Annotated in this window: 28 protein-coding genes; 14 read left to right on the top strand and 14 right to left on the bottom strand. The window is 30.1% G+C overall.

The window, feature by feature from the left end:
- Positions 1–173: 173 nt before the first annotated feature.
- The 8 genes from ACKTTC_RS02415 to ACKTTC_RS02380 all read right to left on the bottom strand — a co-directional run bounded on the left by ACKTTC_RS02415 (position 174) and on the right by ACKTTC_RS02380 (position 5,977).
- Positions 174–914: a LytR/AlgR family response regulator transcription factor gene (locus ACKTTC_RS02415; protein ID WP_408037948.1), complete on the bottom strand. Its 741-nt coding sequence runs from the start codon at positions 912–914 to the stop codon at positions 174–176.
- 1 nt (position 915) lies between these two features.
- A complete protein-coding gene (locus ACKTTC_RS02410) occupies positions 916–2,325 on the bottom strand; it encodes a sensor histidine kinase (protein WP_408037946.1) in 1,410 nt (469 codons plus the stop codon).
- Positions 2,326–2,414: 89 nt separating this feature from the next.
- Positions 2,415–3,170: a LytR/AlgR family response regulator transcription factor gene (locus ACKTTC_RS02405; RefSeq protein WP_408037944.1), complete on the bottom strand. Its 756-nt coding sequence runs from the start codon at positions 3,168–3,170 to the stop codon at positions 2,415–2,417.
- Positions 3,171–3,258: 88 nt separating this feature from the next.
- Positions 3,259–3,603: a 2TM domain-containing protein gene (locus ACKTTC_RS02400; RefSeq protein WP_408037942.1), complete on the bottom strand. Its 345-nt coding sequence runs from the start codon at positions 3,601–3,603 to the stop codon at positions 3,259–3,261.
- Positions 3,593–3,895: a 2TM domain-containing protein gene (locus tag ACKTTC_RS02395; protein ID WP_408037940.1), complete on the bottom strand. Its 303-nt coding sequence runs from the start codon at positions 3,893–3,895 to the stop codon at positions 3,593–3,595. The genes ACKTTC_RS02400 and ACKTTC_RS02395 overlap by 11 nt, the downstream gene beginning before the upstream one ends.
- Entirely contained in the window at positions 3,885–4,190 is a 306-nt protein-coding gene (locus tag ACKTTC_RS02390; protein ID WP_408037938.1) for a 2TM domain-containing protein, read from the bottom strand. Before ACKTTC_RS02390 ends, ACKTTC_RS02395 begins: the two co-directional genes overlap by 11 nt.
- Before the next feature lie 4 nt (positions 4,191–4,194).
- The gene (locus tag ACKTTC_RS02385; protein ID WP_408037937.1) at positions 4,195–5,541 is read right to left on the bottom strand and encodes a 2TM domain-containing protein; all 1,347 of its coding nucleotides are present in this window, start codon (positions 5,539–5,541) and stop codon (positions 4,195–4,197) included.
- A gap of 22 nt (positions 5,542–5,563) precedes the next feature.
- A complete protein-coding gene (locus tag ACKTTC_RS02380) occupies positions 5,564–5,977 on the bottom strand; it encodes a DUF2141 domain-containing protein (RefSeq protein WP_408037935.1) in 414 nt (137 codons plus the stop codon).
- A 596-nt stretch (positions 5,978–6,573) separates the two neighbouring features.
- Between ACKTTC_RS02380 and ACKTTC_RS02375 the strand changes: the two genes are divergently transcribed.
- The 11 genes from ACKTTC_RS02375 to ACKTTC_RS02325 all read left to right on the top strand — a co-directional run bounded on the left by ACKTTC_RS02375 (position 6,574) and on the right by ACKTTC_RS02325 (position 17,123).
- Positions 6,574–7,197 (top strand): GNAT family N-acetyltransferase, encoded by a 624-nt coding sequence (locus ACKTTC_RS02375; protein ID WP_408037933.1) that lies wholly within the window; start codon positions 6,574–6,576, stop codon positions 7,195–7,197.
- Positions 7,194–8,381, top strand: coding sequence for an argininosuccinate synthase (argG, locus tag ACKTTC_RS02370; RefSeq protein WP_408037931.1), 1,188 nt, complete (start codon positions 7,194–7,196; stop codon positions 8,379–8,381). The genes ACKTTC_RS02375 and argG overlap by 4 nt, the downstream gene beginning before the upstream one ends.
- Positions 8,374–9,351, top strand: coding sequence for an N-acetyl-gamma-glutamyl-phosphate reductase (gene argC / locus ACKTTC_RS02365; protein ID WP_408037929.1), 978 nt, complete (start codon positions 8,374–8,376; stop codon positions 9,349–9,351). Before argG ends, argC begins: the two co-directional genes overlap by 8 nt.
- Before the next feature lie 11 nt (positions 9,352–9,362).
- Positions 9,363–10,163 (top strand): pyrroline-5-carboxylate reductase, encoded by an 801-nt coding sequence (gene proC / locus ACKTTC_RS02360; RefSeq protein ID WP_408037927.1) that lies wholly within the window; start codon positions 9,363–9,365, stop codon positions 10,161–10,163.
- Entirely contained in the window at positions 10,160–11,314 is a 1,155-nt protein-coding gene (locus tag ACKTTC_RS02355; protein ID WP_408037926.1) for an aspartate aminotransferase family protein, read from the top strand. Before proC ends, ACKTTC_RS02355 begins: the two co-directional genes overlap by 4 nt.
- 32 nt (positions 11,315–11,346) lie before the next feature.
- Entirely contained in the window at positions 11,347–12,285 is a 939-nt protein-coding gene (locus ACKTTC_RS02350; RefSeq protein ID WP_408037924.1) for a Rossmann-fold NAD(P)-binding domain-containing protein, read from the top strand.
- Between the two features lie 7 nt (positions 12,286–12,292).
- On the top strand, positions 12,293–13,069 hold the full coding sequence (gene argB / locus ACKTTC_RS02345) for an acetylglutamate kinase (RefSeq protein WP_408037922.1): 777 nt from the start codon (positions 12,293–12,295) through the stop codon (positions 13,067–13,069).
- Complete coding sequence (locus tag ACKTTC_RS02340; RefSeq protein WP_408037920.1) at positions 13,048–14,133, top strand: M20 family metallo-hydrolase; 1,086 nt, start codon at positions 13,048–13,050, stop codon at positions 14,131–14,133. Before argB ends, ACKTTC_RS02340 begins: the two co-directional genes overlap by 22 nt.
- A 217-nt stretch (positions 14,134–14,350) precedes the next feature.
- Positions 14,351–15,628, top strand: a complete 1,278-nt coding sequence (gene argH, locus ACKTTC_RS02335) for an argininosuccinate lyase (protein WP_408037918.1) — start codon at positions 14,351–14,353, stop codon at positions 15,626–15,628.
- 72 nt (positions 15,629–15,700) lie between these two features.
- Entirely contained in the window at positions 15,701–16,636 is a 936-nt protein-coding gene (locus tag ACKTTC_RS02330) for a TolB-like translocation protein (protein WP_408037916.1), read from the top strand.
- A gap of 37 nt (positions 16,637–16,673) precedes the next feature.
- Positions 16,674–17,123, top strand: coding sequence for a hypothetical protein (locus ACKTTC_RS02325; RefSeq protein WP_408037914.1), 450 nt, complete (start codon positions 16,674–16,676; stop codon positions 17,121–17,123).
- Positions 17,124–17,256: 133 nt separating this feature from the next.
- Here the strand turns inward: ACKTTC_RS02325 and ACKTTC_RS02320 are convergent, their stop codons facing one another.
- The 5 genes from ACKTTC_RS02320 to ACKTTC_RS02300 form a co-directional block, all read right to left on the bottom strand.
- Complete coding sequence (locus ACKTTC_RS02320; RefSeq protein WP_408037912.1) at positions 17,257–17,940, bottom strand: lycopene cyclase domain-containing protein; 684 nt, start codon at positions 17,938–17,940, stop codon at positions 17,257–17,259.
- Positions 17,940–18,392 (bottom strand): sterol desaturase family protein, encoded by a 453-nt coding sequence (locus ACKTTC_RS02315; protein WP_408037910.1) that lies wholly within the window; start codon positions 18,390–18,392, stop codon positions 17,940–17,942. The genes ACKTTC_RS02320 and ACKTTC_RS02315 overlap by 1 nt, the downstream gene beginning before the upstream one ends.
- Before the next feature lie 84 nt (positions 18,393–18,476).
- Positions 18,477–19,319: a phytoene/squalene synthase family protein gene (locus ACKTTC_RS02310; RefSeq protein ID WP_408037908.1), complete on the bottom strand. Its 843-nt coding sequence runs from the start codon at positions 19,317–19,319 to the stop codon at positions 18,477–18,479.
- On the bottom strand, positions 19,316–20,785 hold the full coding sequence (locus ACKTTC_RS02305; protein WP_408037906.1) for a phytoene desaturase family protein: 1,470 nt from the start codon (positions 20,783–20,785) through the stop codon (positions 19,316–19,318). The genes ACKTTC_RS02310 and ACKTTC_RS02305 overlap by 4 nt, the downstream gene beginning before the upstream one ends.
- Before the next feature lie 79 nt (positions 20,786–20,864).
- Positions 20,865–21,758: a MerR family transcriptional regulator gene (locus ACKTTC_RS02300; RefSeq protein ID WP_408037905.1), complete on the bottom strand. Its 894-nt coding sequence runs from the start codon at positions 21,756–21,758 to the stop codon at positions 20,865–20,867.
- A gap of 121 nt (positions 21,759–21,879) precedes the next feature.
- On the opposite strand from ACKTTC_RS02300, the gene ACKTTC_RS02295 reads away from it, so the two are divergent.
- From ACKTTC_RS02295 to ACKTTC_RS02285, 3 genes are read left to right on the top strand one after another with little or no spacing between them, the layout of a single operon-like run.
- Complete coding sequence (locus ACKTTC_RS02295) at positions 21,880–22,374, top strand: RNA polymerase sigma factor (RefSeq protein WP_408037903.1); 495 nt, start codon at positions 21,880–21,882, stop codon at positions 22,372–22,374.
- Positions 22,375–22,380: 6 nt separating this feature from the next.
- Positions 22,381–23,025: a hypothetical protein gene (locus ACKTTC_RS02290; RefSeq protein WP_408037901.1), complete on the top strand. Its 645-nt coding sequence runs from the start codon at positions 22,381–22,383 to the stop codon at positions 23,023–23,025.
- Positions 23,025–23,519, top strand: coding sequence for a hypothetical protein (locus tag ACKTTC_RS02285; protein WP_408037899.1), 495 nt, complete (start codon positions 23,025–23,027; stop codon positions 23,517–23,519). The genes ACKTTC_RS02290 and ACKTTC_RS02285 overlap by 1 nt, the downstream gene beginning before the upstream one ends.
- On the opposite strand, the gene ACKTTC_RS02280 is transcribed toward ACKTTC_RS02285, so the two are convergent.
- Positions 23,516–24,535 (bottom strand): threonine aldolase family protein, encoded by a 1,020-nt coding sequence (locus ACKTTC_RS02280; RefSeq protein WP_408037897.1) that lies wholly within the window; start codon positions 24,533–24,535, stop codon positions 23,516–23,518. The two genes, ACKTTC_RS02285 and ACKTTC_RS02280, sit on opposite strands and share 4 nt — an antisense overlap.
- Positions 24,536–24,541: the final 6 nt, after the last annotated feature.

The following is a 24,541-nucleotide window of genomic DNA, read 5'->3' as shown; positions in this document are numbered from 1 at the left end:
TCCTTGTTCAGAATGACAAATAGTGAACGATGCTATGGAAATGGATAAACATTTTCTTTTTTACGTCATTGCGAGCGAAATGCAATGAAGCGAAGTAATCTGTTATTAGATATAAAGATTCTTTCAGTCGTTTCACTTCATCGAAATGACTGAAAGAAAAAGATTATCTAAACTTACTCTATCCAATTTTTAAAGTCTTTTACACGATCTCTACTAACTATTATTTCTTGATTGTATGGTCTTTTTAATCGTAATAAAAACTGAGCTTTATTATGTTTATTAATACTTTCTATAAAGCAATTACTTATAATATGAGATCTACTAACTCTAAAAAATAAGTTAGGATCTAATTCTTCTCCTAAGTTCTTTAAAGAGATCGGAATTATACCTTTAGAGTTAATAGATTGTATATAAGTTGTACTATCTTTACTATAAAAGCATAGCACTTCAGTATCTTTAATTATTTTTATTTTACCTCCGATTTTTATTGTAAATGATTTTTTATAGTTTCTATACTCACTTTCTAAAAACAGTGTTTGTAAAGTCCTATAATCATCTTCTACTTTTTGTATAACGCTAGCTTTTTTAATAGCATTACTCAAGTCTAATTCGTTTATTGGCTTTAGTAAATAAAAAATACTGTTATACTCAAATGCTTTTATACTATATTGACTGTACGCTGTCGTAAAAATTATTTTTGAATTGACTTCTACTTCTTTAAAAATTTCAAAACAGATTCCATCGGAAAGTTGAACATCTAAAAAGATTATGTCTGGATGTTTATTATTACTTAGCCATGTTACTGCTTTTTTTATAGACCTTATTGAAGCTATAATTTCAATATTATGAGCAAATAATAATCTTTCTAGTCTTCTTAAAGAAGGTAATTCATCCTCTATTATTAATGCTCTCATACTAAATTGATAATAATGGTAACTCTATAGTATAAATACCTTCTGTTTTTTGTATTATAACCTCTCGGTCAGAAAAATAACTATACCTACTTTTTATATTATTAACTCCATTACCACTTTCTTTTTGATTTATTAGTTTTTGGTTTATGTTATTTTGGATAGTTAAATAATCAGTATTTACATTTATATTGATATTTACAGGATTATCTCTACTTACTTCATTATGTTTAATGACATTTTCTAGTATTTGTTGCAATGAGTTAGATAAAATATACTTTTCTTGGTTTTCTTCTGGAATATCTATTGTAAAATATATTCCTTCTTCGAAGCGCATTTTAATAAGTTCAACATAATCCTTTGCAAAACTCAGTTCGTCTTTTAATTTAACTACATCATTTTTTTCATTATCAAGAAAATATCTATAAACATTAGCTAATTTTTGAGAAAAATTAATTGCTCTTTTAGGGTTTTCCTCTATTAACCCAGTTAGTACGCTTATATTATTGAATAAAAAATGTGGACTTAATTGTTTTTTTAATTGCTGATAATTCAACTGTAGAGTTAATGATTGTTCCTTTAACTTTTTCTTCTCTTGCTTATGTAATAAACTCAAAAAATATAAGTGAGTTAAAATTAATACATATGTATAAAAAGGTGCAAATAATATAATTGTTGCTATAATAGGTCTAATAAAACTTTTAAACTTATCTATATAATTTTCATCATAAACATAGAAACTATCTCTTGTTAAAAAGATAAGAGCTGGCATTATAATATTAACACTCAAATATAAAGTGACAATCAGAAAATTTCTGTAAGTTGCTGTATATTTAGTATATACATAATTATTAAAATGAATGGTAAATAGCGCTATTATAAGTCCTAAGGGAAAAAGCTTATACCATACAGGGATTAAATTAAAACTTGATGAAGAACCAAAATAAATATAAACCGAGTAAATAATAGCGCCAGATAAAGGAATGAGTACTATTCTCTTTAATGAATATTTAACTGAAACTTTACTTTTTTCCTTGCTAAAAAAACTTTTTTCACTGATTACTAGCTGTAGTAAAGAATATAATACGCTAATAAAAAAAGCAATAGCGCCATTAAAAATACTTTTGATTCCAAAGACCTTAAGCCAAGTGTTATCTATAACCTTAATAAGTAGATATGTAATCAGAAAAGTTGATAAGGCAGCTATCGTTATCGTCTTTAATTTTTGCTCTCTTTTAAAATAAAATGATGTTAAAAATATAGGAACAAAAAGAATAACTACACTTACAGGTAAAATGTGCAGAAAATCTTGTTTTGTAAAATTATTTGTTAAATATAATGTTGTAAAACTTAGAAAATGGATTCCTATAACAATAGTTGTAGCTTCTATAAATACTTGTAGTAATTTATTCATACTTCTTTTAAATTTTAAGCTAAAATGAAGTAGAATTAACTAAAATAAAAATCAATCATATTGAGTCGTTACTTTTTACTATTGAATGGTTATTCTATCCAATTTTTAAAGTCTTTTACGCGATCTCTACTAACTATTATTTCTTGATCGTTGTATGAATTCAGTACAAGTTTAAGTCTGGAATTTGTATATGATATGATATCTTGTATCGCATTTATATGAACAATAAAAGTTCTGTTTACTCTAAAGAATTGTTCTGGATCTAATTGGTCGCTCCAATGTTCCAATGAATGGTCTATTAAATAATTTCTGTTTTCGCTAGTATGGATATACGTTGCTTTATTTTCTGAATAGAAGCATTCTATATTATCTGCATGAATAATTTTTATATGCTGACCAATCTTTATCGTAAATCGTTTTTTGTACTTTCTATCTATTGGATTGATTAACAATTTTCTTATTTCATTAATATTAACTTGTAAATCACTTTCCTCTGGACGTTGCTCTTTATATTTATTTACTGCAACTTTCAATTCATCTTCATCTATTGGTTTCAGTAAATAATCAATAGAATTCAATTTAAATGCTTTTAATGCATATTCATCATATGCAGTTGTAAAGATGATAGCAGATTTTACTGGAATTTCTTCAAAAATCTCAAAAGAAAGCCCATCTGATAATTGAATATCTAAGAAGATTAAATCTGGATGTGTATTTACCTGAAACCAATTCAACGCTTCTTCTACAGAGTGTAACATCGTGTTCACTTCTACACCTAATTGAGCTAGCATTCTATTTAATCTTCTTGCCGCAGGCTTCTCATCTTCTATAATAAGTACATTCATTTCTCTCTAACTATTTTATTTCTTTACTTATCCAAACTTGTTTTGAGTTGGTAATTTTATTTGGGTGGTTAATTTATAGTATTTGTTCTTAACGATTCAACATTTTGCGTTCTTTCTGTTTCTCTTTTTCCATTAACTCTTTAATTTTTCGGTCTTCCCAGTCTTTTGAAACAATATTACCAAACCCAAAAACTCCTAACCAGTGGAAAAACACTCCTATTCCCCAAAAGATCCAAGTTGAATAGACTCCAAAATTACCAATAGCTTTTGCAAAATTATTTCCATTATCGCTCATTATCCCTGCAATAATAATACTGCTGATCAAAATATTTACTACTATATACACTATAAAATGTACATAAAACCCTTTGATATTATCAACTCTCTTCTTCGCTTTTAAATAACGTTGTTCTTCTATATATTTATTTTCCATCTCTATATTCTTTATTTGATTTTTCCATTAACTCTATAATCTTTCTCTTCTCCCAATCTTTCCCTAAAAAGTTATCTCCAAATACTAAAAATGCATGTATTCCTATAGCTGCTCCCCAACCTAATACTACAAACCAAAACCATTGAAAATATGGTGCTGTAACTAAATTAACTGCAATAAGCAAAGGTGTATTTAGAATATAAAGCGCAAAATGAATATAAAAACCTTTTAATTCTTTCACCTTTCTTTTAGCATCTAAATAACGCTTTTCTTCTCTATAATTATCTTCCATTTCTTTGTTCCTTTTTTAATATTTCTTGTATTTTTTTCTCCTCCCAGTTTTTCCCAAGGAAGATTTTATATCCATCGAATGTTTGTAATGCATGTGACCCTAAACCTATTCCCCATCCAATCATCGTAAACCAGAACCAGTGAAACTGTGGTACTAATTTTAAATTAAGTAAAATTATAAATGGCATTACTATTACATACACTGCTAAATGTCTATAAAACTCTTTTATTTTCTGTACTTTATTTATCGCTTTCATATAGCGATCTTGTTCTATAAGTGTTGGTTTTGATTCCATTTGTCTAAAATCTATCTTTATCCATTAATTCTTTTATTTTCTTCTCTTCCCAATCTTTCCCTAAAAAGATACTGTAATTATATGCATCTAATCCATGGAATAGTACTCCAATTCCCCAACCTATGATTGGAAAATAAAACCAATGAAACTGTGGTGAAAATCGTAAGTTTATAAAGATGAAAACAGGAATAAAAATGATATATGTAACTAAGTTTTGATAAAACTCCTTCATTTTTTCTACGCGCTCTACAGCCTTTAAATAACTACTATTCTCGTAATTTTCTAATTTCTTCATGATATTTTGTGTTTTTAATAACAGTGGTAAACTCACTGTAAATGTTTTATGATTATTTTCTATTTGGACGCTCTGCTCTGAGATCAATCCATATCTATCTGCTATATTTTGTAATCCTACTTTGGTGCTTTTTCCTCCAATGGCTTCCTTTGGATTAATATTGTTGCTAATTTTTAAATACCCATCTTCCTCATAAATAGAAATTTTTAATGGCTTAGAAGATGAAACCACATTATGCTTCACTGCATTTTCTAATAATAGTTGTAAAGAAAGTGGCACTATTTTTAAATCATTATTACTTACCGTCGTAGGAATATTAAATTCTAATGCATCCTCAAAACGCATTTGTAATAATTCCATGTATGTTTTAGCAAATTGTAATTCTTCAGATAATGGAATTAGTTCCTTATTACGCTGTTCTAATACATATCTATATACTTTAGATAGCTTTGTGGTGAACTTCTCTGCTTGATACGGATTCTCTCCTATTAAAGAGGTTAATACATTTAAACTATTGAATAAGAAATGTGGATCTATCTGACTCTTTAATGTTTCAAACTTCGCTGTTTCTGTTTTCGCTACAATTTGTTGCTGAGTCGTTTCTCTGCTTAAGGAAGCTTTCCAGTTAATCATGAAACCGCGAGCATGAAAAAATGAAGCAACTCCTAAGGATAATATAATTGCAAAAAAGTGTCTGTAAATTAATTGTTCGGAAAAGAAAATAGTGACACTATTTCCAAAAATTAGAATATACATTATGTAATGTATTACTAAAACAGCTATTACTGTATAGATTACGGTTGCTATTATACCTGCCCAAACTCTTGTATTTGTTTGTGTAACCCAATCCCATTTTTTATTCAGTAATTCATTTACAATTCCATTTCCCATTCCAAGAGTAAACGAATACAATCCTGAAAATAAGAATACATAACTGGCACTTTTAAAGCTAAATGCTTGATTTATTAGTATAAAGATTATACCAAATAATAAAGTTATTTTTGTACAAACGATAAAATCGTTTTTCAGCTCGTCTCGCCAGTTTTTACTATTCATCTTGATACTTTTAGATGGTTATTTATAATCTGATTTCTAAAGATACATCTTTATCTTCAACCATGAATTTAGCATCACTATACCTAGGTGGTCCAAAGCTCATTACATTATTAGATGCTCCATAATCTTCTAATGGCATTCCGTTTGGTTGAAAATCCATAATTCCATTACTATTTTTATCATGGAAACAAGTAATTGCATATTCTCCAGTTGGTACATTTTTAAAAGTAATGGTACAAGTTCCTTTCTCTATTTTACTTTCTGCTACTTGAATCGGATTCTTTTTCATAAACGTTTCTTTATTATGCAATCCAAATTTAATCGTTCCTGCATCTGAAGAAGCATTCGGAACTGTAACAGTAATAGTTGTTGTTTCCTGCGCTAATGCACTTAGCATTGTTGTTAATGAAATTAATAATACAGCTAAAACTTTCATGATATTTTGTTTTTATGGTTAATTACACTGCAAAGATGCGTTAGCTTTATAGTTTTGGAAACTAATTGTTACCGAACTGTAATTTTTTCATGACGAATTGTATTCTTTACGTAAGTTTGCGATACTTTTGGAAAAATAGACCGTTGCATTATTTAGATATCAAACAAAAAACTTTCAACATCAATTTGTCTTTATTCTTCCCTCTATAAGTAGAATGATCTTGCATCTAAATTGTCAAATCCTTGTATTTTTTCAGAAATAAATTTTATGTATTGATTTTTTTTATACTTTAGCAGCATGCATACAAACAATAAGACAAATCAAATTTCTTTGCGACGCCGACGCCCCGTTCGACGTAGCTAGTATATTCTTACTTAAGGAGTATTCGAAATTTGGAATCATCTTATTAAACTCATAATGCAAACTTTTAATTCACTTTTTATAACATTAATTATCCTTATCTCAACTGATAAGAATATTTTCGTACGCCGCTTTTTCCCGCGCCCGTAAGGGCTACTCCAATCAATAGAACTTAGGTGAGTCCGGTTCTTCTCTCAACACTTTTTACACACATTTTTAATTAAAACATCAAAATAATGGACATCATTATTGCTGATATTTCACATATAATTTACGCTGAAGAAATTTGTAATACTATTGAAAATGCCGCCAAAGTAAGAGGCACTGGTATTGCAAAAAGACAGCCTGAATACATTATTAAGAAAATGGAACAAGGCAATGCAGTTATTGCTTTAAACAAGCAAAAATTTGCTGGATTCTGTTATATAGAATCTTGGAGTCATGGAAAATTTGTAGCTAATTCAGGATTAATAGTACATCCAGATTTTAGAGGCTTAGGATTATCTAAAAAGATTAAACAAAAGATTTTTGAGCATTCTAGAACAAAATTTCCAGAAGCAAAAATATTCAGTATCACAACTGGGTTAGCAGTTATGAAACTCAACAGTAACCTAGGCTATAAACCTGTTACTTTTTCAGAACTCACTACAGATCAAACGTTTTGGAATGGTTGTAAAACCTGTGTAAACTACGATGTCTTACAAAGAACCAATCAGAAAATGTGCTTGTGTACAGGAATGCTATACGATCCTGTTACAGAAGATAAAAAGCAACCCAAAAGGAGAATTATAAAAGAGAAAACTTTTACAAGATTAAAAAGTATAAAACAACATTTGTTCTTAAAAAAAGAGAAAAAATGAAAAAATTAGTTTTAGCATATAGCGGCGGATTAGATACTTCCTATTGTGCCGTGCATTTAACAAAAGATAAAAACTTTGAAGTGCATGCCGTTAGTGTAAATACAGGCGGATTTACAAAAGAAGAAATTACAACAATTGAACAGAAAGCGTATCAATTAGGCGTAAAAACCTATCATAATATAAACGCCATTGGTAATTATTATGAAAAGGTTATTAAATACTTGATTTTTGGAAATGTATTGAAGAATAATACCTATCCGCTTTCAGTAAGTGCCGAAAGAATTATTCAAGCGATAGAAATTATCAACTATGCGAAATCTATTGGTGCATCATACATTGCACATGGTAGTACTGGAGCTGGAAATGATCAAGTTCGTTTTGATTTAATTTTTAACACCCTTGCTCCAGAGATAGCAATTATTACTCCTATTAGAGATCAAAAATTAAGTAGACAAGAAGAAATAGACTATTTACAATCTCATGGTGTTGATTTAACTTGGAATAAAGCAAAATATTCTATCAATAAAGGACTATGGGGAACGAGTGTTGGTGGAGACGAAACATTGACCTCTCACCTATCGCTACCTGAAACCGCGTATCCTTCTCAATTAGAAGAAACTTCAGAAACAACTATAAAAATTACGTTTACACATGGTGAACCTGTAGCTTTAAATGATCATAAAGATACTCCTGAAGTACTTATAGAAAAACTCAATACCATTGCTTCTAAATATGCTATTGGAAGAGATATTCATGTAGGTGACACTATTTTAGGTATTAAAGGAAGAGTTGGCTTTGAAGCTGCTGCGGCTATTATTTTAATAAAAGCACATCATCTACTTGAAAAGCATACACTCACTAAATGGCAACTACAGCACAAAGACTATATCGCAAATTGGTATGGTACACATTTACATGAAGGTTTGTATTTAGATCCTGTAATGAGAGATTTAGAAGCAATGCTAGCAAGTAGTCAAAAACAAGTTAATGGAGAAGTTTATATTACTTTAAAACCATATCATTTTATACTCAATGGCATTCTATCTGAAAATGATTTACTGCAATCTAAATTTGGAAGTTATGGTGAAATGAACAATGCTTGGTCTGCCGAAGAAGCAAAAGGTTTCATTAACATTTATGGAAATCAAACAAAAATCTATCAAAACACAAACGGTTATGATTAAAGTAGGAATTATAGGGGGCGCAGGATACACTGCAGGCGAATTAATAAGAATTTTATTACACCATACACAAGTTACTATCGATTTTGTATTCAGTACATCCAATGCAGGAAATAAGATTAGTAGTATTCATCAAGATTTAGTAGGAACTACAACACAATCATTTACCAATAAAGTAAACCCAGATGTGGATGTTGTTTTTCTATGTCTAGGCCATGGAAATTCTGGTAAATTTCTTTCTAAACATCAGTTTTCTGTTACTACTAAAATTATCGATTTAAGTAATGAATTCAGATTGAGTGAAGACGATATATTCCAAGGAAAAAAGTTTGTATATGGATTGCCTGAAGTGAATATAACACAGATTAAAACTGCTAATTATATTGCAAATCCAGGTTGCTTTGCAACAGCTATTCAATTAGCAATTGCTCCGTTAGCACATCAACAATTAATTCAAGGAGATATTCATGTAAATGCCGTAACGGGTGCTACTGGCGCAGGGACAAACCTATCTAAAACGACTCATTTTACTTGGAGAGACAATAATTTCTCTTTTTACAAACCTTTTACACATCAGCATTTAGGAGAAATTAATCAAACAGTACAGCAATTGCAAAATGATTTTCATAACAACATTTTGTTCTTACCCAACAGGGGAAATTTCTCTCGTGGAATTTTTGCTACAATATATACTACTTATGAAGGAACTGAAGAGGAAGCTATTCAACTATTTAAAGACTTTTATAAAGATGCTACTTTTACGTTTGTAAGCGATCAGGCTTTACATCTGAAACAAGTAGTAAATACTAATAAATGTTTGATTCATGTACATAAACATGAAAATCAATTACTCATTACAAGTTGTATAGACAATTTGTTAAAAGGAGCATCTGGACAAGCAGTACAAAACATGAACCTAATATTCGGTTTTGAGGAAACGGAGGGATTACAATTAAAAGCTAATTTTTTCTAAAAAAGCACATCATGAAAATAGCCATTATAGGAACAGGAAACCTAGGAAAATCTATCGCAAAAGGATTGATTCAAAATCAAAATTTTGATCAATTATATCTAACAAAACGTAAAGTAAGTGAATTAGATGATTTACCTATTCAAGACAATGTACATATTACAAATAATAATGTTGAAGCAGTTAAACATTCAGACATTATCATTTTTGCTGTACAACCAAAGCAGCTAGAAGAAATATTACATGAAAGTAAAGCGTTTATAACTCCTAATCATACACTCATTTCAACAATAACTGGCTTTTCTATTGAGAAAATTTCAGCAATAGTGCAACTACCACTTACCATTATAAGAGCAATGCCAAATACGGCTATCGCTGTTGGAAAATCTATGACTTGTATTGCTGCTAATACAGATGATGATAAAAAGATTGGCATTGCAACGAGTATTTTCAATCAATTAGGAAATACACTTGTAATTCCAGAGAACCTAATGCAAGCTGCTACCGTAGTTTGTGCAAGTGGAATTGCCTTTTGGATGCGATTGATTAGAGCTTCTACGCAAGCTGCTATTCAGTTAGGATTTGATGCAAAAGAGGCACAAGAACTGGCTATGTTTACAAGTGAAGGCGCAGCTAGTTTATTAATTCAATCAGGAAATCATCCAGAACAAGAAATTGATAAAGTAACCACTCCTAAAGGCTGTACCATTGAAGGATTGAATGAAATGGAGCACAAAGGTTTGAGTTCCTCATTAATTCAAGGAATGGTTGCTTCTTTCCATAAAATTAACACCATTAAAAAAGAACAGATATGAGTTTATTTAATGTTTATCCACTATTCGATATTACTCCAGTAAAAGCAAAAGATGTATATGTGTACGATGCAAATGGTACTAAATACCTAGATTTATACGGAGGACATGCTGTAATTTCAATTGGGCATTCGCATCCAACCTATGTTCAAAATTTACAAACACAAATAGAAAACATTGGGTTTTATAGCAATTCTATTCAAAATCCTTTACAAGAAGAATTGGCTCAAAAAATAACAGCACTTTCTAATTGTAAATATTACGAACTCTTTTTGTGTAATTCTGGTGCAGAAGCCAATGAAAATGCTATTAAATTAGCTTCATTCCATACTCAAAAAAAGAAAATTGTTGCTTTTAAAAATGGTTTTCATGGACGAACTTCTGCGGCAGTAGCTGCAACTGACAATCCTAAAATTATTGCACCCGTAAACGCACAACAAGAAGTAGTGTTTATTGAATATGGAGATGTTGACACCTTAACTACCACACTTGCCCAAGGTGATGTTTGTGCTGTAATTACAGAAATCATTCAAGGTGTTGGTGGTTTAGAGGAAGCTACTACAGAGTTTTATCAAACAGTTTCCGCTCTATGCCAGAAATTTGGAGTACTATTTATTGCAGATGAAGTACAATCTGGTTTTGGTAGAACTGGAGATTTCTTTGCTTTTCAAAAGCATGACATAGAACCAGATATTATATCTATGGCTAAAGGTATGGGGAATGGTTTCCCAATTGGTGGCATCTTAATTCATCCTAAAATAAAAGCTTCTTATGGTTTATTAGGAACTACATTTGGAGGCAATCATTTAGCTTGTGTCGCATCACTTTCTGTATTAGAAGTGCTTCAAAAGGAACAGCTTTTAAAAAATGCTCAAATCATTTCTCAATATTTTACTGATACGATTGCTAAAATTCCTCAGGTAAAACAAGTAAAAGGTAGAGGGTTAATGCTAGGCTTAGAATTTGACTTTCCAATTGCTGAACTACGGAAAGAGTTGATCTACAAACATCATATTTTTACTGGAAGCTCCAAGAATCCAAATTTATTACGAATTCTACCTTCCTTAACAGTTCAAAAACAACATATAGATGTATTTATAAATGCATTAGTAAAAGTAGTAGAAGGCATTACTTCTAACTCAAAAGTTATTTAAATAAAATTAGAATCATACTAAACGTCTTAGTTATGAAAAAATATACAGCAATACATGATATACACGATTTCTCCCAAATCATAAATGAAGCATTGACTATTAAAAATGCTCCTTTTAACAACAAACATTTAGGTACTAATAAAACCTTAGTAATGCTTTTTTTCAATGCGAGTTTAAGAACCCGATTAAGCACTGAAAAAGCAGCTAAAAACTTAGGAATGGATGTTATTTGTATGCAAATTAACAATTCGTGGAATTTAGAATTTGAAGATGGAACAGTGATGAATTTAACGACTTCAGAACATATTAAAGAAGCTGCAAAAGTCATTGCGCAATATGCAGATATCATAGCCGTAAGAGCTTTTCCAAACTTAACTGATAAAAATCAGGATAATGCTGAAATTATTATCAATAGCTTTTCAAAATATGCCAATGTACCTGTAGTAAATTTAGAAAGTTCAACAGCACATCCTTTACAAGCATTAGCAGACGCCATTACCATTAATGAGTTCTCAAAAGCCTCAAAACCAAAAGTTGTGTTGTCTTGGGCACCACATCCAAAAGCTTTGCCACAATCGGTCGCAAACTCGTTTGTAACTGTGATGCAGCAATTACCGGTAGACTTTACTATTACGCATCCCAAAGGTTATGAACTCAACACAGATATTACAAAAGATGTAGTAATCAATTATAATCAGGTAGAAGCCTTAAAAAATGCAGATTTTGTATACGTAAAAAATTGGAGTGCTTACACCGATTATGGTAAAATTCTGTCTCAAGATACTAACTGGATGATTACACAAGACAAATTAGCTAAGGCCAAGTTTATGCATTGTTTACCAGTTAGAAGGAATGTAATTGTAGAAGATGCTGTACTAGATTCAGAAAATTCTTTGGTAATAGAGCAAGCCAATAACAGAACCTATGCAGCCCAAGTTATTCTTAAAAAAATACTTGAAAATTTAGATTGAAATCGAAATGAAAAGTTTAAAAATTATAAAAATTGGAGGAAACATTATCAATAATGACCTACTATTACAAGAGTTCTTAGATGATTTTGCTGCATTAGACACTCCTAAAATTTTAGTCCATGGCGGTGGGAAAGCTGCTTCTGAATTAACTCAGAAAATGGGTTTGAATCCTAAAATGATTCAAGGCAGACGCATTACAGATACTGAAACGCTAGATATTGTTACCATGGTATATGGTGGTAAAATCAATAAAAATATTGTTGCACAATTACAAGCTAGAAATTGTAATAGTATTGGTTTTTCTGGAGCAGATGGTAATAGTATTGTTGCAATGAAAAGACCTGTAACAGCTATAGATTATGGTTTTGCAGGAGATATCATACATGTAAATACCGATGTAGTAAATATACTTTTACAACATGATGTTACACCTGTTTTTTGCGCTATTACACACAACGAAAATGGACAATTATTAAATACAAATGCAGATACGATTGCGGCCGAATTAGCAATTGCCTTTTCTAAATTATACACTGTTTCACTCTATTACTGTTTTGAAAAAAATGGTGTTTTAAAAAGTGTTCATGACGATAATTCAGTTATTAAAAAAATTGATTTTACAGCATTTGAACAGCTAAAAAAGAATAAAATTATAAACGAAGGCATGCTCCCTAAAATACACAATTGCTTACAGGCAGTTGAAAAAGGAGTAACGACGGTTCACATTGGGAATAATAAAATGCCTTTTAACAACAATATAAAATGTACAACATTTCAACAATAATGACACAAAAAGAATTGACTTATAGTGCTATCGATTTACTCAAAAAACTGATTGAAATACCTTCATTTTCATCAGAAGAAGATACAACTGCAGAAGCTTTAGCCTATTGGTGTACTATTCATTCTATTGATTATCATAGGAATCAGAATAATATTTGGGCTGTAAATAAGTATTTTGATGAAAAGAAACCAACTATTCTTCTGAATTCACATCACGATACGGTGTATCCTAATAATGGTTATACTAAAGATCCATTTAAAGCTATTGTAGAAGATGGTAAACTCTACGGTTTAGGTAGTAATGACGCTGGTGGTTGCTTGGTTTCTTTATTAGCAACATTTACGCATTTCTATCATCAAGAAAATTTAAATTATAACTTAGTATTTGTAGGCTCTGCAGAAGAAGAAAGTAGCGGTCCAAATGGCTTGAACAGCATGTTAAGTATCATTCCTAAAATTGATGTAGCCATTGTTGGTGAACCTACACAAATGCAATTGGCGATTGCTGAAAAAGGCTTGATTGTTTTTGATGCAAAAGTTAACGGAACTCCAAGTCATGCAGCACATCCTAATAATGACAACCCAATTTATAATACGATTGAAGTATTGGAATGGTTTAAAAATTTCAAATTTGAAAAAACTTCGGACGTTCTTGGTGATGTAAAAATGACTGTAACACAAATCAATGCAGGAAAACAACACAATGCTGTACCGTCTTCTGTTGATTTAGTGGTAGATGTCAGAGTGAATGATCAATACACTAACAAAGAAATTGCAACGATACTTACTAAAGAAGCTCCTTGTGAAATGATGCCAAGAAGTTTACGATTAAATTCTTCTTCTATTGATAAAAATCATGAATTAGTACAAGCTGGAATTTCTTTAGGAAGAACTACTTATGGTTCTCCTACTCTTTCAGATCAATCTGTATTAAGTTGTCAATCAGTTAAACTGGGTCCAGGTGATAGCACTCGATCTCATACGGCAGATGAATTTATTTATCTAGATGAAATTAAAGAAGGAATAGATCTTTATATTAAAATATTGACACAAATTTTAAAGTGAGAGATATTATACAGTAACATGAAGATTCATGTATGAATAATTACGTCATTACGAAGTACTTCTTAAATGCATCCTGAATCACGTCGAAGGGTAATTGAAGGGAAGCTGAAGTAATCTTTCTTTTATTGAAAAGATTGCCACAAAAAATTCCATTGCATTTTATTTTTTTCGCAATGACGTATTTTTTATAAATGCAACATACAAATACAGATTAATTATGAAACTCTGGAAAAAACAATATGACATTGATAAAATCATTGAAGATTTTACCGTAGGAAACGATAGAGAAATAGATCTTTACATTGCAAAATATGATGTTATTGCTTCTAAAGCACATGCTAAAATGTTAGCTTCTACGGGAATTATTTCTACCGAAGAAGCTCAAAAATTACTTGTAGTGTTAGACGAATTATTACTAGAAATAGAAAACAACTCTTTTATTATTGAGTCCGATTTTGAAGACGTACATTCAAAAATAGAATTCGAACTTACTAAAAGACTTGGAGTAATTGGAAAGAAAATACATACGGCACGATCTAGAAATGATCAAGTTTTAGTTGCTTTACAATTATATTATAAAGATGAGATTCAATCTATTATCAAGTTAGTAAAAAACTTATTCGATACGTTAATTTCTTTAGCAGGACAATACAAAGAAAAACTCTTACCAGGATATACGCATTTACAAGTAGCCATGCCTTCTTCTTTTGGTTTGTGGTTTTCTGGATATGCTGAAACATTAATTGATGATATGGAGCTATTACATGCTATTTTAAAAATAGTAGATCAAAACCCTTTAGGTTCAGCTGCTGGTTATGGTAGCTCCTTCCCTATTGATAGAAAGTTTACTACAAAGGAACTTCAGTTCAATACTTTAAAATACAACGTAATTGCAGCCCAAATGGCAAGAGGTAAAAACGAACGTTTAATTACAAATTCTTTAGGAAATTTAGCTAATACTTTAGCAAAATTCTCTATGGATATTTGTTTGTACATGAGTCAGAATTTTGGTTTTATTTCTTTTCCAAATGAATTAACTACAGGTAGTAGTATTATGCCACATAAAAAGAATCCTGATGTTTTTGAATTGATTAGGGGAAAGTGTAATCAAATTCAGTCTGCACAAACAGAAATGCTTTTACTTGCGAATAATTTACCAAGTGGATATCACAGAGACTTTCAATTATTAAAAGAAACAACTATTAAAACTATTGAAAATAGTAAAACCGTACTTAACATTTTCAATTATAGTATACAACAAATCATTGTAAAAGATATTGATATTAATGATGAAAAATACAAGTATCTATTTACTGTAGATAATATTAATAATTTAGTAATAGGGGGAAAACCTTTTAGAGAAGCCTATCAACAAATTAGCACACAAATTGAAGAAGGAACATATGTCCCAGATACTTCTAAAAAGCACACACATATTGGAAGTATTCATAATTTATGCTTAAAAGAAATTGAAGCTAAGGCTGCTAAACTTTAGTTAAAGTTATGCTAACAATAATGTGCTTAATGCTTTAAAAATGTAATTTGTCGTAAATAAATGAAACTATATATGAAACGTACAATTACGCTCCTTTTTTTATTAACTCTTACAACAATTTTTAGTCAAAATTCATCTGTAACTCCTATAGATTTGGATTTTAAACAATTTTTAAACTGTAGGGATTTTACGGTTTCTACTGATGGAAACGAAGCCTATTTTACGGTTCAAAATCTAATAGAAAATCGTGCTGTAATTGTACGTACCAAAAAAGAAAACGGAAAATGGGCTGATTTTAAAATTGTATCTTTTACTGGTACACACAGAGATATAGAACCTTTCCTTTCTCCAGATAATTTACGCTTATATTTTTCCTCTAATAGACCTAGAGCTAATACGAAGTCTAACGATTTTGATATTTGGTATGTAGAACGTGCTACGACTAAGGATAAATGGTCTGAACCTATTAATCTTGGAAGTCCAGTAAATACCTCTTTTAATGAATTTTACCCTGCTGTAAGTGCGAATAATAATATGTATTATACCTCAGATCAATTTACTAAAACTCGTAAAGATGATATTCTTTTTGCGAAATGGAATGGAAAACAATACGATGCTCCTAGTCAATTGGCGACTACAGTTAATAGTAAAGGTTATGAGTTTAATGCATATATTTCTCCTGATGAAAGTTTTTTAATCTATTCTATTTATAAAGCAAAAGATGGATTTGGAAGTGGAGATTTATATATCAGTTTTAAAAACGATGCTGGTGCTTTTGAACAACGTAAAAATTTAGGAGCACAAATCAATTCTGACAAAATGGACTATTGTCCTTTTTACAATACAAAAACAAACACTTTATATTTTACTAGTAAACGAATTGATAACAATTATACACCTGTAAGCTCTTTAGCAGAATTTCAAGACTTTGTAAATAATTATGCTAATGGATTAAGCAAGATTTATAAAACAACTATAGATGTATCTGCTTTAAAAGAAATTAAATAGGTTACAATTAGGTTGGACACAATAAAAACTCAATCAAATGCAAATCAATAACATAAAAAGTTTATATCTATTAACTTTTATAGTTTTGGGAATTATTTGGATATCTACTTCTTCCTTTCAGCAAACTAATGAATTGACAAAAGAGCAAGCGATAGAACTAGCCGAACAGTTTATAATCGATAACGGATATACTAACTTATTTGCTAATAAAGTTAAACTGAGTTATGAATTATTAGATGATAGAAATAAAAATAAAGTTATTTCTCGTCGAAAAAACACACTACATAAAAAAGCATTTTGTATTTCAGAAAGAGACGATAGATGGGATGTTGGATTTTTATCAACTAGTATTGACTTGAATAAACTTGACTCAAAAAAACGTGAAACTAATTTACCAGGACGTGCAGTGATTGTTTTAAAAAATGGTAAAGGAATAAAAATTGCACACAAAACCCCTTTATTTTCATATTTTGAAAAACTTATTTAAATAAAATATTGTGTCTAACAATATGCAACCGTAATTAGAAGCTTTAAGCGAAACGGATTCGAATGAAATCGAATCCGTTTTGGAATTATATAGCTCCAATTAGTAAATATTTGATTGATACCTTTCTGAAGGTTTAAAACCTATTCTTAAACTTTTCAATTAAAAACACATTTGCAAATAACATTGTAAATGCATAACCTATGTCCTCAACTGGAATTGTTCCTAAACGAATTCCTAAGTTTTCACTATTATTATACCAAACGACAGGTTCTGGAAGTCCAGTACCAGTTAATATTCCATTTACTATAAAAAAGGGAATTAAAATGATTAAAAAAGCAATGTAAAACCTTCTTAAATAGTGTATTCCATAGAAAAAACCAACAAGTAAAATTCCTATTAGGAAACTGTAATTCACTGTTGTATATGCTTTTTCTGTGTTTAATAATAAAACTGGAATTAATATTATAATTACACTTATTGTAATTGCTATTGTTAGCTTTTCTGATAATAGTAAGTTAGGCTTAAAATATTCTAAAGAATAATGTATAAATACACTTGCATAGGGTATACAAAAGAAAAACATCCATTCTTCAATAGGCATTCCCAATACTAAAAATGGTAAATGATATTCTGGATTAAATCCCCAAACACCATTCTTCGTAAAAATGGCGTCCCATATTAAAAAAACAGTAGCTACAATTGTAAGCGATAATAAAACAGCTTTCCAATGTTTTATAAAACGCATATTCTTTTCAAAAGAATACAATAATGGAATACTAATTGAGCCTAAATTTAGAAGTAGATATAAATAAATCACTATGTAAGGTATTCTTTGAAGTATTTAAAAGGAACAAACAACATTCCAAAGCATTCTCCATCTTGCTTTCCCATTTTTTTATGATGAATTTTATGTGCTTTACGCAACCCTTTAAAATACCAATTATTCGTTTTATCAAACCACTTAAAACGTCTGTGAATTAATACATCATGTACTAAGAAATACGCTAATCCATAAAATAAGATTCCTAAACCAATAAAGAAAAGGAAGTTTAATTCAGGGCGAATTCCAAAGAAGAATAACAACATACTAGGGATAGCAAAAACAACAAAAAAAGCGTCATTTTTTTCAAATACATGTGGATATCCTGGCTGATGATGATCTTCGTGTAAATACCAACCAAAACCATGCATTACATACTTATGAGTTAACCAAGTAACTCCTTCCATTGTTATAAAAGTACCTAAAGTAACTAAAATGAAAATTACCATAATTTATTTTTTAAACTCATCCGAATAAGTTATTAAAGCAATTAAAATACTTCTTGAATACCTAATTCGGTATGACAAATATCATTAAATTAAGTTTAATTTATATTTAACATAACTCCTCGCCAACAAGTTGATTTTCATTGGATTTGAAATTCTAATTCTAGTATCCATAATTTTAGAAGAAGGTGTAGCACTCAATTTTTTCAATAGTTTTCTATAATATCTATACGCCATATATACGCCAAACTTTGCTTCAACTGGAAGTTGTAAAATTCCATTTTTAAAAGCATACTCGAAATCTGCTTCTATTTCCTTAATAATGGTCTCTTTCGACTTTGCATCTAATTGTTTTAAGTTAACGTTTGGAAAATATGAACGATTTAGTAATTCTACATCATCTTTTAAATCTCTTAAGAAATTTACTTTTTGAAAAGCCGATCCTAAACGCATTGCTGGGGCTTTCAATTTATTATACTTTTCTTCATCCCCTTTTACAAATACTTTTAAGCACATTAAGCCAACTACATCTGCAGATCCATAAATATATTCGTTGTACTCTTCTTGAGTTTTGTATTCTGTTTTATATAAATCAGCTCGCATACTTTTTAAAAAAGCTTGTACCAAATCATCTGTAATATTGTATTTATTTACCGTATGTATAAATGAATTCAAAATTGGATTCAAACTGATTCCTTGATGTTTAGATAAGTAATAATCTTTTTCAAACTTATTCAACAATCCTTCTTTATCATATTCATGAAAAGTATCTACAATCTCATCTGCGAAACGTACAAAACCATAAATATTATAAATGTGTTCTCGAATAGATGGAGACAACATTCGTGTTGCCAATGAAAAAGATGTACTGTAACTATTGGTTACTAGTTTACTACATTTAAAAGATACGTTATCAAAGATATTTTTCATAAAAGGCTAGTTTTAAGGATTAAGTCTGAAGCTATTTTGCCCGAAATTAATGATGGAGGCACACCCGGTCCTGGAACCGTTAATTGTCCTGTGAAATATAAATTTTTAACTTTTTTGCTTTTTATTTTAGGCCTTAAAAAGGCTGTTTGTGTTAGAATATTAGCTAAACCGTACGCATTTCCTTTAAAAGAGTTATAATCTTCTATAAAATCATTCACACAATAACTCTTCTTAAAGATAATATTTTCTTTAACATTTTGACCTGTTAATTTTTCTAATCGCTCTATTATAATGTTGAAATACTTTTCTCTTAAAGTTTCAGTATCTTCTAATCCAGGTGCTAACGGAATTAAAAATGTTGCAGCTTCTTTTCCATCTGGAGCAAAGCTATCATCAGTAATACTTGGGAAACTTGCATAGAAAAGTGGTTTTTCAGGCCATTCTATAGTGTCATATATCGATTTCGCATGAACATCGAAATCTGTATCGAAAAATAATGTATGATGCTCTACGTTTTTTAATTTCTTATCGAAACCAACGTAAAATAGTAACGACGACGGAGCAAAAACTCTTTTATTCCAATAATTTTCTGAATACTGCCTCAAATTTGGAGCTAACAGTGTTTCTGTATGTGCATAATCTGCACCACTCAATACTAAGCTTGTTTTTATATGTTCTCCATTTACAACTATTTCAGAAACCTTATTATTCGCATCCGTTACAATTTGTTCAACAGCTGCATTTGTAATAAAGTTTACACCAAGTTGTTTTGCTAGATTTACCATGGCTTCAATTACCATATACATGCCTCCTTTTGGATGCCATGTTCCTAACCCAAAATCTGCATAATTCATAAAGTTGTAAAATGCAGGTGTATTACTTGGTTTAGCTCCTAAAAACAATACCGGAAACTCCAATACTTGAATTAATTTGCTACTTTTTATATGTTTTCTTACTTGTTTTCTAATAGTAGAAAAGAATTGTCCTACTCTAACAGCTGTTTGTGGTGTAACTAATTCTAAAGGCGAAACACCAGGCCTGTATACAATGTCTTGTACAGCAATTTTATAGTTATCTCCTGCTTCTTTAATAAACTTTCTTAGGTGCTTAGAACTTCCTGGTTCTTCAGCTTCAAAAACTTCACAAATCTCTTCGAAACTTCCTGGAATTATAATACTATCGTCTTCTCCAAAATATACTTGATAAGCAGGAGTTAATTTTTCTAATTGATAATAATCTGAAGGTTTTCTTCCAAAATCGGCAAAAAATTTCTCGAAAACATCTGGCATCCAATACCAAGTTGGTCCAATATCAAAAGTAAATCCTTCATTTTTATATTGACGCGCTCTTCCTCCAAGCGTGTCATTTTTTTCAAATACAGTTACATCATAACCAGCTTTAGCCATGTATGCTGCTGCTGCTAATGATGAAAAACCTGAACCGATTATAGAAATTTGTTTCTTCAAACTTTTATTTTTTACATTATAAAAGTAGGAAAAAATATCGTTTGTTTAACTATTTTAATAAAATTTTAAACAAAAAAATTTAAAAATTATCAAGCATCTCAATTACAGAAGGATATGTAACAATATTTGAATCGTAATTTAACTCCGAAGCTTCCATAGCTCTTTTACCAACCGCTATCAATTTATGATCTGTACCTTTTAATATTGAATCGATTTCATCAAAATATCCATGCACTTTATCATCATACGGCTGCACCGTCATAGAAGTTACAAAACAGACTTTTAATTCGCCTTCAAAAAAGTAATTCAAATTATTTAAAGGTAAACTTTGTCCTAAGTAAATAGTTTGACAACCTCTCAGTACTAACTCGTAATTTAAATACATTAAACCAATCTCATGAATTTCTCCATCTGGTAAAAACAATACATAAGTATAGTCTGTATTGGTAGCAGCATATTCTAACTTTTCTGTATTCAATTGAATTTTTTGAATAATTAAATTAGAAATGAAATGCTCATGTGCCGGCATTAATGTATTTGTTTGCCACAATAAACCTATATGATTTAAAAATGGTAGAAAGACTTCTTTAAATATTTGTCTGAATGTCTTTTTATGAAGTAATTTATTGTAGGTATTGTTGAAAAGTACTTTGTCAAACTGAAACATTGACATTTTAAAAGCATTGATTGCCTCATCGTTAACTGCAAATTTAAAAGCCAATTCTCTAGCATTGGTTAAAATTTGCTCACTCGACATTTGAGCTATCTTAGAGATTTTAAAATTGTGTTTGTTTAAAAGCGCTACGTTTAATAGCTTTAATAGGCTCTCTGCAGAATAATAGCGTATGTTCGTTTCAGTTCTATTGGGTTGCAATAGGTTATAACGCTTCTCCCAAATACGAATAGTATGTGCCTTAATGCCTGAAATATTTTCAAGGTCTTTTATGGTAAATACTGTTTTTATATTGTTCAACGTTAATTCTTTTTTATTAAACAAATATACAAAAATAATGGCTTTAATTAAATTTTAGTTATAATTGCTGTAACATTTTATATATTCGGCCTACTTATATTAAAACTAACCTAAGGAAATTGTGCAAGAAAGTCTTGAAGACAAGTTTTTGAGTGACTTTGAATCTAATCAAAATATTGTTCATAAAATTTGTAGGATATACACTACTAATAAAAATGATCATAATGATTTATTTCAGGAAATAACGATACAGGTTTGGAAGAATTATTCCAAATTTAGAGGAGATGCAAAATTTAGTACATGGATGTACCGTGTAGCATTAAATACAGCAATTTCTCTATACAGAAAATCAACAAAAGCTGTAAGGACTCAAGATATTTCAGACGTAGCATACAAGATTAAATCTGTTGAGTACGATGATACAGAAGAACTGCAATTAAAAGCACTATACAAAGCAGTACAAAGATTAAATGATATTGACAAAGCTTTGGTTTTTCTGTATTTAGAAGACAAATCGTATAGAGAGATATCTGACACCTTAGGAATTAGTGAAGTAAATGCTCGTGTTAAGATGAACAGAGCAAAAGATAAATTAAAGAAAATACTTAACCCATAAGTAGGAATGGACGTTTTAGACAAATACAAAAAGGCTTGGGAAAATCAACCAGAAGATGAACAAAAAGTATCTAAAGTTGATATTTATAGAATGACAAAATTAAAATCTTCTTCAATTATAAAGTGGATTTTCATCATAGGAATTTTAGAGTTTGCTTTTTGGGGGATTTTAAATATCATGGTTTCAAACACCAAATACATGGATGTATATGAGGATTTGAACATGCTAACATTACTAAATTATACTTACTACATTAATTTAGCTGTTGTTGTTATTTTCCTATACCTGTTTTATAAGAACTATACTTCTATAAGCACCACAGACAATACTAAGAGTCTTATGGAAAAAATATTAAAGACTCGAAAAACAGTTAAGTATTATATGTACTACAATATTATAGGTGGTATTTTATTAATGATTATCTTCAATATTTTAATTATTAATACACCTAATGGTGTTGAAACAGTACTTTCTACCAAAAAAATTGGGATTACAGATCATTCTAAACTGGTCTCTATTTATTTAATTTCACAAGCATTTGTTGTAGGATTTATGATTGCCTTTTTATTTGTTTTCTATTATTTGTTATATGGAATTTTATTAAGAAGATTAAAGAAAAACTACAAAGAACTAGCTAAATTAGATGCCTAATGCAAAGATACTTCGTTCTTACTTTATTATTTCTAAGTTATTTTTCATTTTCTCAAGATAATGACGAGAATGGATTTTGGGATAATGTAAGATACGGAGGTGGTTTAGGTGTTTCTTTTGGAAATAACACTACAAATATTGCTGTTTTGCCTTCTGCTATTTATGATTTTAACGATCAATTTTCTTTAGGTGTCAATCTAGGTTATCAGTACGCTAAAAGAAATGATATATCTTCAAACGTATATAGCGGTGGAATTTTATCTTTATTCAACCCAATCCCTGAAATTCAACTCTCAGCTGAATTTGAACAATTATTTGTTAATAGTACTTTTAATGATATAAAAGATAGTTACAATTATCCCGCGTTGTATATTGGAAGTGCTTATCGTGTAAACGAGTATTTTACTGTTGGAATTCGTTACGATGTTTTATACAATAGCAATCAAACTATTTATGCTTCTGCCTTCTCTCCTATTGTGCGAGTTTTCTTTTAAAAATTAGTAAACGCTTCTAATAATTTTTCATGCATCGCTTGTGTATAATCCAAATGCGTAACAATACGTATTTTACCCTCTCCCATTGGCGTTAACAAAATACCTTTACTTTTCATTGTATCAATAAAATCCGCTGGATTTAAATGATCTTCTACATAGAAAATTATAATATTTGTATCTATAGGTTCTACTTTTTTCACATAAGAAGCTTGTTCTAAAACCTTACCTATTTCTTTAGCTCTCTTATGATCTTCAGCTAAGCGATCTACATGATTATCTAGCGCATAAATTCCTGCAGCAGCTAAATATCCAGCTTGTCGCATCGCTCCTCCAAACAATTTTCGAATACGTAAAGCTTTTTCTATATGCTCCTTGCTTCCAATTAATACAGAACCAATTGGAGCTCCTAGTCCTTTTGATAAACAAATTGAAATAGTATCGAATAATTCTCCGTATTGTTTTGTTGTTTCATTTTTTTCAACCAATGCATTGAATAATCTTGCTCCATCTAAATGATATCCTAAATTAAATCCTCTAGTTACTCTTTCTATCTTTTGTAATTCTTCAAAATCCCAACAAGCTCCTCCTCCTTTATTTGTCGTATTTTCAATACATACCAATCTAGAATACGCTACATGAATATCTGATCTTCCTTCCGCAGCATATTGTAATTGGTCTGCAGTAAACATTCCTCTATCTCCATCAATTAACTTACAAGAAACACCTGCGTTAAAGGCTGCCCCTCCACCTTCATAATTATATACGTGCGCCCATTTATCGCAAAATAATTTGTCTCCAGGTTGTGTATGTAATTTTATAGCTGCTTGATTTGCCATGGTTCCAGAAGGAAAAAATAATGCGTCTTCCATTCCAAACATATCCGCTACTTTTTCCTGTAATAAATTTACTGTTGGATCTCCTTTAAAAACATCATCTCCCACTTTTGCCGTCATCATAGCATTCAACATTCCTTCCGTAGGTTTTGTAACAGTATCACTTATTAAATTTATTTCCATTTTTAA

Origin of the sequence: Tenacibaculum amylolyticum (assembly GCF_964511145.1) — a bacterium.
GTDB classification, from domain to species: domain Bacteria; phylum Bacteroidota; class Bacteroidia; order Flavobacteriales; family Flavobacteriaceae; genus Polaribacter; species Polaribacter amylolyticum.
Note: the sequence above shows the minus strand (reverse complement) of the source record. Positions and strands in the feature narration are given on the sequence as shown.

Bases quoted from the DNA above. Each gene is read 5' to 3' on its own strand.
- ACKTTC_RS02380 (WP_408037935.1), bottom strand. From the start codon at position 5,977: ATGAAAGTTTTAGCTGTATTATTAATTTCATTAACAACAATGCTAAGT.
- ACKTTC_RS02400 (WP_408037942.1), bottom strand. From the start codon at position 3,603: ATGGAAAATAAATATATAGAAGAACAACGTTATTTAAAAGCGAAGAAG.
- ACKTTC_RS02325 (WP_408037914.1), top strand. From the start codon at position 16,674: ATGCAAATCAATAACATAAAAAGTTTATATCTATTAACTTTTATAGTT.
- ACKTTC_RS02350 (WP_408037924.1), top strand. From the start codon at position 11,347: ATGAAAAAATATACAGCAATACATGATATACACGATTTCTCCCAAATC.
- ACKTTC_RS02290 (WP_408037901.1), top strand. From the start codon at position 22,381: ATGGACGTTTTAGACAAATACAAAAAGGCTTGGGAAAATCAACCAGAA.
- ACKTTC_RS02315 (WP_408037910.1), bottom strand. From the start codon at position 18,392: ATGGTAATTTTCATTTTAGTTACTTTAGGTACTTTTATAACAATGGAA.
- ACKTTC_RS02385 (WP_408037937.1), bottom strand. From the start codon at position 5,541: ATGAATAGTAAAAACTGGCGAGACGAGCTGAAAAACGATTTTATCGTT.
- ACKTTC_RS02415 (WP_408037948.1), bottom strand. From the start codon at position 914: ATGAGAGCATTAATAATAGAGGATGAATTACCTTCTTTAAGAAGACTA.
- ACKTTC_RS02405 (WP_408037944.1), bottom strand. From the start codon at position 3,170: ATGAATGTACTTATTATAGAAGATGAGAAGCCTGCGGCAAGAAGATTA.
- ACKTTC_RS02280 (WP_408037897.1), bottom strand. From the start codon at position 24,535: ATGGAAATAAATTTAATAAGTGATACTGTTACAAAACCTACGGAAGGA.
- ACKTTC_RS02410 (WP_408037946.1), bottom strand. From the start codon at position 2,325: ATGAATAAATTACTACAAGTATTTATAGAAGCTACAACTATTGTTATA.
- ACKTTC_RS02340 (WP_408037920.1), top strand. From the start codon at position 13,048: ATGTACAACATTTCAACAATAATGACACAAAAAGAATTGACTTATAGT.
- argC (WP_408037929.1), top strand. From the start codon at position 8,374: ATGATTAAAGTAGGAATTATAGGGGGCGCAGGATACACTGCAGGCGAA.
- ACKTTC_RS02285 (WP_408037899.1), top strand. From the start codon at position 23,025: ATGCAAAGATACTTCGTTCTTACTTTATTATTTCTAAGTTATTTTTCA.
- ACKTTC_RS02355 (WP_408037926.1), top strand. From the start codon at position 10,160: ATGAGTTTATTTAATGTTTATCCACTATTCGATATTACTCCAGTAAAA.
- ACKTTC_RS02375 (WP_408037933.1), top strand. From the start codon at position 6,574: ATGGACATCATTATTGCTGATATTTCACATATAATTTACGCTGAAGAA.
- argB (WP_408037922.1), top strand. From the start codon at position 12,293: ATGAAAAGTTTAAAAATTATAAAAATTGGAGGAAACATTATCAATAAT.
- ACKTTC_RS02330 (WP_408037916.1), top strand. From the start codon at position 15,701: ATGAAACGTACAATTACGCTCCTTTTTTTATTAACTCTTACAACAATT.
- argG (WP_408037931.1), top strand. From the start codon at position 7,194: ATGAAAAAATTAGTTTTAGCATATAGCGGCGGATTAGATACTTCCTAT.
- ACKTTC_RS02395 (WP_408037940.1), bottom strand. From the start codon at position 3,895: ATGGAAGATAATTATAGAGAAGAAAAGCGTTATTTAGATGCTAAAAGA.
- ACKTTC_RS02310 (WP_408037908.1), bottom strand. From the start codon at position 19,319: ATGAAAAATATCTTTGATAACGTATCTTTTAAATGTAGTAAACTAGTA.
- argH (WP_408037918.1), top strand. From the start codon at position 14,351: ATGAAACTCTGGAAAAAACAATATGACATTGATAAAATCATTGAAGAT.
- proC (WP_408037927.1), top strand. From the start codon at position 9,363: ATGAAAATAGCCATTATAGGAACAGGAAACCTAGGAAAATCTATCGCA.
- ACKTTC_RS02390 (WP_408037938.1), bottom strand. From the start codon at position 4,190: ATGGAATCAAAACCAACACTTATAGAACAAGATCGCTATATGAAAGCG.